The sequence below is a fragment of the Pseudomonas sp. HOU2 genome (genome assembly GCF_040729435.1).
Classification (GTDB): Bacteria; Pseudomonadota; Gammaproteobacteria; order Pseudomonadales; family Pseudomonadaceae; genus Aquipseudomonas.
Genome location: NZ_CP160398.1, coordinates 5,383,900 through 5,390,720, shown reverse-complemented (window position 1 = coordinate 5,390,720; position 6,821 = coordinate 5,383,900). Strand labels below are relative to the sequence as shown.

5 protein-coding genes are annotated in these 6,821 nt (G+C 61.7%); 3 read left to right on the top strand and 2 right to left on the bottom strand.

The features are described from left to right. Positions 1-228 precede the first annotated feature (228 nt). On the bottom strand, positions 229-915 hold the full coding sequence (locus ABV589_RS24450; RefSeq protein ID WP_367086227.1) for an alpha/beta fold hydrolase: 687 nt from the start codon (positions 913-915) through the stop codon (positions 229-231). 180 nt (positions 916-1,095) lie between these two features. On the opposite strand from ABV589_RS24450, the gene ABV589_RS24445 reads away from it, so the two are divergent. Continuing rightward, positions 1,096-2,229, top strand: coding sequence for a cupin-like domain-containing protein (locus ABV589_RS24445; protein WP_367083997.1), 1,134 nt, complete (start codon positions 1,096-1,098; stop codon positions 2,227-2,229). A gap of 183 nt (positions 2,230-2,412) precedes the next feature. Here ABV589_RS24445 and ABV589_RS24440 read toward each other — a convergent pair whose 3' ends face one another. Then, the gene (locus tag ABV589_RS24440) at positions 2,413-3,585 is read right to left on the bottom strand and encodes an MFS transporter (RefSeq protein ID WP_367083996.1); all 1,173 of its coding nucleotides are present in this window, start codon (positions 3,583-3,585) and stop codon (positions 2,413-2,415) included. Between the two features lie 242 nt (positions 3,586-3,827). Here ABV589_RS24440 and ABV589_RS24435 point away from each other — a divergent pair, with 242 nt between their 5' ends. Next, positions 3,828-4,628, top strand: a complete 801-nt coding sequence (locus ABV589_RS24435; RefSeq protein ID WP_367083995.1) for a glucose 1-dehydrogenase — start codon at positions 3,828-3,830, stop codon at positions 4,626-4,628. Next, positions 4,621-6,447 carry a glycoside hydrolase family 15 protein gene (locus ABV589_RS24430; protein ID WP_367083994.1) on the top strand — a complete coding sequence of 609 codons (1,827 nt, stop codon included), beginning with the start codon at positions 4,621-4,623 and terminating at the stop codon, positions 6,445-6,447. Before ABV589_RS24435 ends, ABV589_RS24430 begins: the two co-directional genes overlap by 8 nt. The last annotated feature ends 374 nt before the right edge of the window (positions 6,448-6,821 follow it).

Here is a 6,821-nt window from a genome sequence, read left to right as displayed (position 1 = left end):
TTCTCAGCATCCGGATCAGTAGGCAGGAAGCACAAAGGCACGTCGTCCCTATAAAACGAATGCAGACCGGAAAAATTAGCGAATGAGAACAACTGTCAGGCGGGAGGTAGAGCAGGGAATTTCAGTCGTATCGCACAACCCTGTAGGAGCTGCGGCACGCTGCGATCTTTTGATTTTAAAGATCAGGATCAAAAGATCGCAGCGTGCCGCAGCTCCTACAGGGAGCGTTCAGGCGATTGCGGCCGTGACATGCCGACGATGATGCCCTTCCAGCTGATCCTTGATCACCTTGAGCACTTTGGCCTCATGCTCATGAATAAAGAAATGCCCGCCGGCGAGCATGTCCACCGAAAAACTGCCGCGGGTTTCCTTGCTCCAGCCGATCAGCTGTTCGGTGGTCGCACGATCCGCCTTGCCGCCCAGCACGTGCACCGGGCAGTTGAGCAGCGGCCGCTGCAACGGCTCGAATTTGCCGCAGAGCAGAAAGTCGGCGCGCAGGATCGGCAGGGTCAGGCTCATCAGCTCGGCATTGGCCAGCACTTCTTCGCTGGTGCCGTTGAGCGTGCGCAATTGATCGATCAATTCGGCGTCGGTTTTCGGCTCGGCAAAACCGCGATCGTAGTCGGCGCGCATCGTCGGCGCCGCCGTGCCCGAGGCAAACAGCGCCACCGGTTCCGCACAGCCCAAGATACGCAGGGCGTGAGCGATTTCGCAGGCCAGCAGCGCGCCCAGGCTATGGCCAAATAACGCATACGGGGCCTTGAGATTCGGCCGCAATTCCTTGGCCAGTTGCATCGCCAGCGCCCGCATGTCCGTGTGCAGCGGCTCGTCGAAACGCGCGCCGCGCCCCGGCAACTCCACCGGTTGCAGTTGCAGCCATTGCGGCAGTTTTGGCCGCCAGCGGCTGTAGACCATGGCGCTGGCGCCGGAGTACGGCAGGCACAGCAGGGTCAGCTTGTTCACCCGGCTTTCCTCAAAAAATTTGTCTGTAGAGAGAGACGGATTACGCCCCTGGCAAATTAGTCGCGCGCCGGTAAATTGCGCCAACAGGCGCTCGTTAACTGTTCAGGCCAAAACCAATAATGAGGATTCACCGTGGACCTGCAGAGCATCCTGGGCAAGTTGTTCGCCAATGCCGGTGCCGTCGGCATCGAAGGCATTTTCCAATTCGTGTTTGGTCCGCAGCAGGCCTACTGGTCGGAGGTCAAGGCCAGCAGTCGCACCGCGCCCGGTCGCCACCCCAGCCCCGACGTGACCATTGAAGTCGCCGAGGGCGATTTTCTCGGGATCATGGGCGGCAGGGTCAATGTCGAAGAACTGTTCGCCAGCGGCCGCCTGAAAATCGGCGGCAACATGGGCCTGGCGACGCTGCTGCCGCAGATCATCGAGCACGCGATGCACGGTGGCGCCGTGGCGCAAAAGGTCGACATGAACAAGCGCTACCCGACCCCGCCACGCTTCAGTGAAAAACTCACCGCCGGGCTGCCGGTGCAGACCGGCATCGAGCGCCATGCGCGCGATGAATTGTCGGTCAGCGAATTCAAAAGCAGATACTTGCCCAATGGCATCCCGGTGGTGATCAGCAATGCCTTGCAAGACTGGCCGCTGTTCAATCTCAGTCGCGAAGAATCGCTGGTGCATTTCGCTGAACTGCAGGGCATCACCCGCCACGGCGATTACGTGAAGAAAACCTTTTCCACCGAACGTGATTTCCGCTCGACGTCGATGGCCGAGTTCATTGCCTCGCTGGATCAACCGGCAGTCAAACGGGCTGACGGCGAACCGCCGGCCTACATGGGCAACAACATCCTGCCTGCGCAATTGCTGCAGCAGATCAAGTACCCGCCCTACTTCGATGCCTCGCTGTTCATCCCACCACGCATCTGGATCGGCCCCAAAGGCACGCTGACGCCTCTGCACCGCGACGACACCGACAACCTGTTCGCGCAGGTCTGGGGCCAGAAGCAGTTCACCCTCGCCGCCCCGCATCACCGCGAGGCGCTGGGCACCTGGTCGACAGCGCCAAAGGGTGGCCTGGATGGCTGCGACTTCAACCCCGACGCGCCGGACTATGAGCGCTTTCCTGCGGCACGCGATGTGACATTCCTGCGCGTGACGCTGGAGGCCGGGGATCTGCTATTTCTGCCGGAGGGCTGGTTCCATCAGGTGGAATCGGTGTCGACGTCACTGTCAGTAAATTTCTGGGTGAATTCGGGCCGGGGTTGGTAACCGACACCACCAAACGCCTGAAGGTATCAATAACTGTGGCGAGGGAGCTTGCTCCCGCTGGACTGCGAAGCGGTCCCAAGCTCTGAGTCTCAATGAGTTCTGAAATCTGGCCGACGGGTTTGCGATTGCTGCGCAATCGAGCGGGAGCAAGCTCCCTCACCACAACAGCTCGCCAAAGCCGGCTTATTTCAGGTGCCGATAACTCTGAAACGCCGACGCCAACACCACCGCCCCCGCCGCAATCGCCAGCCAGAAGCCGCTACGCGCGCCAAACGCATCCACCAACGCGCCCGAGCCGGCCGCGCCGATCGCCACGCCGATACTCAGCCCCGTCACCAGCCAGGTCAGGCCTTCAGTCAGTTTGGCCGGCGGCACAATGCGCTCGATTAACGCCATCGCCACAATCAGCGTCGGCGAGAAGAACAATCCCGCGACAAACACTGCCAGCGACAAACCGAAAATATTGCTCGCCAGCAACAATGGCAGCGTGGTCACCGCCGTCGCCACGCCGCCGTACAGAAACAGGCGCGGCAACGGCAGTTTCGAACGCATCGCGCCAAACGCAATCCCGGCCAGACACGAGCCGATCGCATACACCGACAAGACGATGCTCGCCGCCGCCGGCTGGCCCTGCTGCTGGGCGAAGGCGACGCTGACCACATCGACCACCCCGACGATGACGCCCATGGCAAGCATCAACGCCAGCAGCCATTGCACGTCGGTCGAGCGAATGATCGAACCCTGATGCTGTGATTCTTGCGGGTGCACCGCCGGCTCGGTGCTGCGCTGGGCGACAAACGCCGTCACCCCGATCGCCAGCGCCAGCAGCGCGGCCAACGGCCCGGCCTCGGGAAACGCCACCACGCACAACCCCACCGACAGCGGCGGGCCGACGATGAAGCAGACTTCATCGAGCACCGATTCCAGCGCGTAGGCCGTCTGCAATTGCGGCTGGCCGCGATAGATTTCGGTCCAGCGCGCACGCACCATCGCCGACATGCTCGGCATGCAACCGGCCAGCGCGGCGAAGATGAACAGCGTCCAGGTCGGCGCCTGCAGACGCGTGCACAGCAGCAACATCAACAGCGCCCCGCCACCGATCAATGCCGACAGCGGCAGCACTTTGCCCTGGCCGAAACGATCCACCAGCCGCGAGACCTGCGGCGCACAAAACGCCGTCGCCAATGCAAACGTCGCCGCCACCGCACCGGCCAGCGCGTACCCGCCCTTGAGTTGCGAAAGCATGGTGATCACGCCGATGCCGGTCATGGAAATCGGCATGCGCGCGATCATCCCGGCCAGAACAAAATTTCGCGCACCGGGGGCGGTGAACAATTCGCGGTAGGGGTTTGCCATGGGTTGCAGCCTCATCAGGGGCCGCCAAGTTGCCATAAAGGCTGATGAGCGTGGAAGCGCGGAATTGTTGGTGGAATGTGAAGGCTTTGAAGATCAAAAGATCGCAGCCTTCGGCAGCTCCTACAGGTCCTTACATTCCCTGTAGGAGCTGCGGCACGCTGCGATCTTTTGATCTTTGCTCTGAACTCTCCCGGCCTGCGACCAGTCAGCTAAATAGGCCCTCACTCAAGGCACGACTTCGCATGCAAATATCCCTCGCCCGCCAAGTGGCACTGGTCACCGGCGCCAGCTCCGGCATCGGCCACGCTGCCGCCAAAGCGCTGGCTGCTGCCGGCGCAGCCGTCGTGATCAATTACAACCGTCAGGCCGAACCCGCCGAGGCGCTGGCGCAGCAAATCATCGCCGACGGCGGTCAGGCACTGGCCATCGGCGCCGATGTCTCCAAGGAAGACGAGGTCGAACGGCTGTTCGCCGAGACTCTGGACGCCTTTGGTTCAGTGGACATTCTGGTGGCCAATTCCGGTCTGCAAAAGGATGCCGCGGCGGTGGACATGACTCTGGAAGACTGGAACACGGTGATTGGCGTCAACCTCACCGGCCAGTTCCTCTGCGCCCGCGCCGCGCTGCGGATTTTCAACCGCCAAGGGGTGCGCGAAGGCGTGTCCCGCGCGGCCGGCAAGATCATTCACATGAGTTCGGTGCATCAGCGCATTCCGTGGGCCGGGCACGTCAATTACGCAGCATCCAAGGGCGGCGTCGATCAATTGATGCAGACCCTCGCCCAGGAAGTCAGCCAGCAGCGCATCCGCATCAACGGCATCGCGCCGGGAGCGATTCGTACGGCGATCAACACAGAAGCCACCGAAGGCGCCGCCGGTGAAAAGCTGCTGGAGCTGATCCCCTACGGTCGCATCGGCGACGTTGAGGACGTCGCCAACGCGGTGGTGTTTCTCGCTTCCGACGCCGCCGACTACATCGTCGGCACCACCCTGTTCATCGACGGCGGCATGAGTCTTTATCCGGAGTTTCGCGGCAATGGCTGAGCATCATCCTGAACGACAAAGCCCGATCGACGCCCACGGCATCATCGGCGACCTGCGCAGTGCGGCACTGGTCAACGACAAGGGCAGCGTGGATTTTTTCTGCTGGCCGGAATTCGACAGCCCATCGATCTTCTGCTCGCTGCTCGACACGCCCGAGGCGGGGATTTTCCAGCTCGCCCCGGACTTGCCCGATGCCCGGCGCGAACAGATCTACCTGCCTGACACCAATGTTTTGCAGACGCGCTGGCTCAGCGAACAGGCCGTGGTGGAAATCACCGACCTGCTGCCGATCGGCGACAGCGTCGATGACCTGCCGCTGCTGATGCGCCGGGTGCGAGTGGTCAGCGGGGAAGCGACGTTTCACCTGCGCTGCGCGGTGCGGCATGACTACGCGCGCGCCAATACCCGGGCGCAGATGGATCAACAATCGGTGATTTTCAGCGCCGAGGGTCAGCCATCGTTGCGGCTGGTGGCGGATCAGGCGTTGCACCTCGATGGCGAGTCGGCCGTTGCCTCCTTCAGTTTGAAACAGGATCAGCACGCCGAATTCGTCCTCGGTGGCGCCGACGATCCGCGCTTCAAGGATGACGGCGCGAAAATGTGCCTGGAGCGCACGCTGAAGTTCTGGCGCGACTGGATCGGCCAGTCCAACTACCGCGGGCGCTGGCGCGAGATGGTCAATCGTTCGGCCCTCGCGCTGAAGCTGCTGACCTCGCGCAAGCACGGCGCGATCCTCGCCGCCGCCACCTTCGGCCTGCCGGAAACCCCCGGCGGCGAGCGCAACTGGGATTATCGCTACACCTGGATCCGCGACGCCTCGTTCACCGTCTACGCGTTCATGCGCCTGGGTTTTGTCGACGAGGCCAACGCTTACATGGGCTGGCTGCGTGGGCGGGTCAGCGATTGTCAGGGAAATTCGACCAAACTCAACATCCTCTATGCGATCGACGGTCGTCAGGAATTGCCGGAAACCGAACTCTCCCACCTCTCCGGTCATGGCGGCGCGCAACCGGTGCGCATCGGCAATGGCGCGTACGACCAGATTCAGCTCGATATCTTTGGCGAACTGATGGACGCGGTGTATCTGGTCAACAAGTACGGCGACGCGATTTCCCATCAGGGCTGGAAACACGTGCGTGAAGTGGTCGATCAGGTGTGTGAGACCTGGCAGACCACCGATGTAGGCATTTGGGAAATGCGCGGTGAGCAGCATCACTTTCTGCATTCGCGATTGATGTGCTGGGTGGCGCTGGACCGGGCGATTCGCCTGGCCTCGAAACGCTCGCTGCCAGCACCGTTCGCCCAGTGGGATCAGACCCGACAGGCAATTTACGCCGACATCTGGGACAACTTCTGGAACGAGGAGCGCGGGCATTTCGTCCAGTACAAGGGCGGCACCGCGCTCGACGGCTCGATGCTGCTGATGCCGCTGGTGCGTTTCGTCAGCGCCAAGGACCCGCGCTGGCTGTCGACCCTTGAAGCGATCGAGAAACATCTGGTGCGCGACGGCATGGTTTATCGCTATCGCAACGACGACGCCAACATCGACGGTTTGACCGGCACCGAAGGCGCGTTTGCCGCGTGCTCGTTCTGGTACGTCGAATGCCTGGCGCGGGCCGGTCAGGTGGAAAAGGCCCACCTGGAGTTCGAACAACTGTTGCGCTATGCGAACCCGTTGGGGCTGTACGCCGAAGAGTTCGACAGCAAAGGCCGCCATCTGGGCAACACCCCGCAAGCGCTGACGCATCTGGCACTGATCAGTGCGGCGAGTTTTCTTGATCGGCGTTTGAGTGGGGAGAAGAGTGTTTGGCAGCCGTAATTTCGCCGCACTCTGTCGGAAATATCCCTTCAACTCGGGTTCTGCAGAACAAATTCCCACACAAAAATAAACGTTGGTGAACTTCTGTGGCGAGGGAGCTTGCTCCCGCCGGGGCGCGAAGCGGCCCCAATCCCTGCGCCACCATTTCTCCAGAAGAACCGCATTGTCTGGCTTTGCGCCTGCTGCGCAGCCGATCGGGAGCAAGCTCCCTCGCCACACGCCAGGTCATTCAGCCCCTACTTCGTCTAAACAATCCCCGCCGTATCCCTCCCCCACAACCTGCACTTACACCCTGAAATACCCTGTTGCCAGCTGTTACATCCCCCCCTACCATCCACCGCAACGGGCACAGCGGAGCTGTCCAATAAAACCCG

What these genes read in the sequence shown, in the direction of transcription:
- ABV589_RS24450 (WP_367086227.1), bottom strand. Translation starts at nt 915, where the DNA reads ATGGTCTACAGCCGCTGGCGGCCAAAACTGCCGCAATGGCTGCAACTG.
- ABV589_RS24440 (WP_367083996.1), bottom strand. Translation starts at nt 3,585, where the DNA reads ATGGCAAACCCCTACCGCGAATTGTTCACCGCCCCCGGTGCGCGAAAT.
- ABV589_RS24435 (WP_367083995.1), top strand. Translation starts at nt 3,828, where the DNA reads ATGCAAATATCCCTCGCCCGCCAAGTGGCACTGGTCACCGGCGCCAGC.
- ABV589_RS24430 (WP_367083994.1), top strand. Translation starts at nt 4,621, where the DNA reads ATGGCTGAGCATCATCCTGAACGACAAAGCCCGATCGACGCCCACGGC.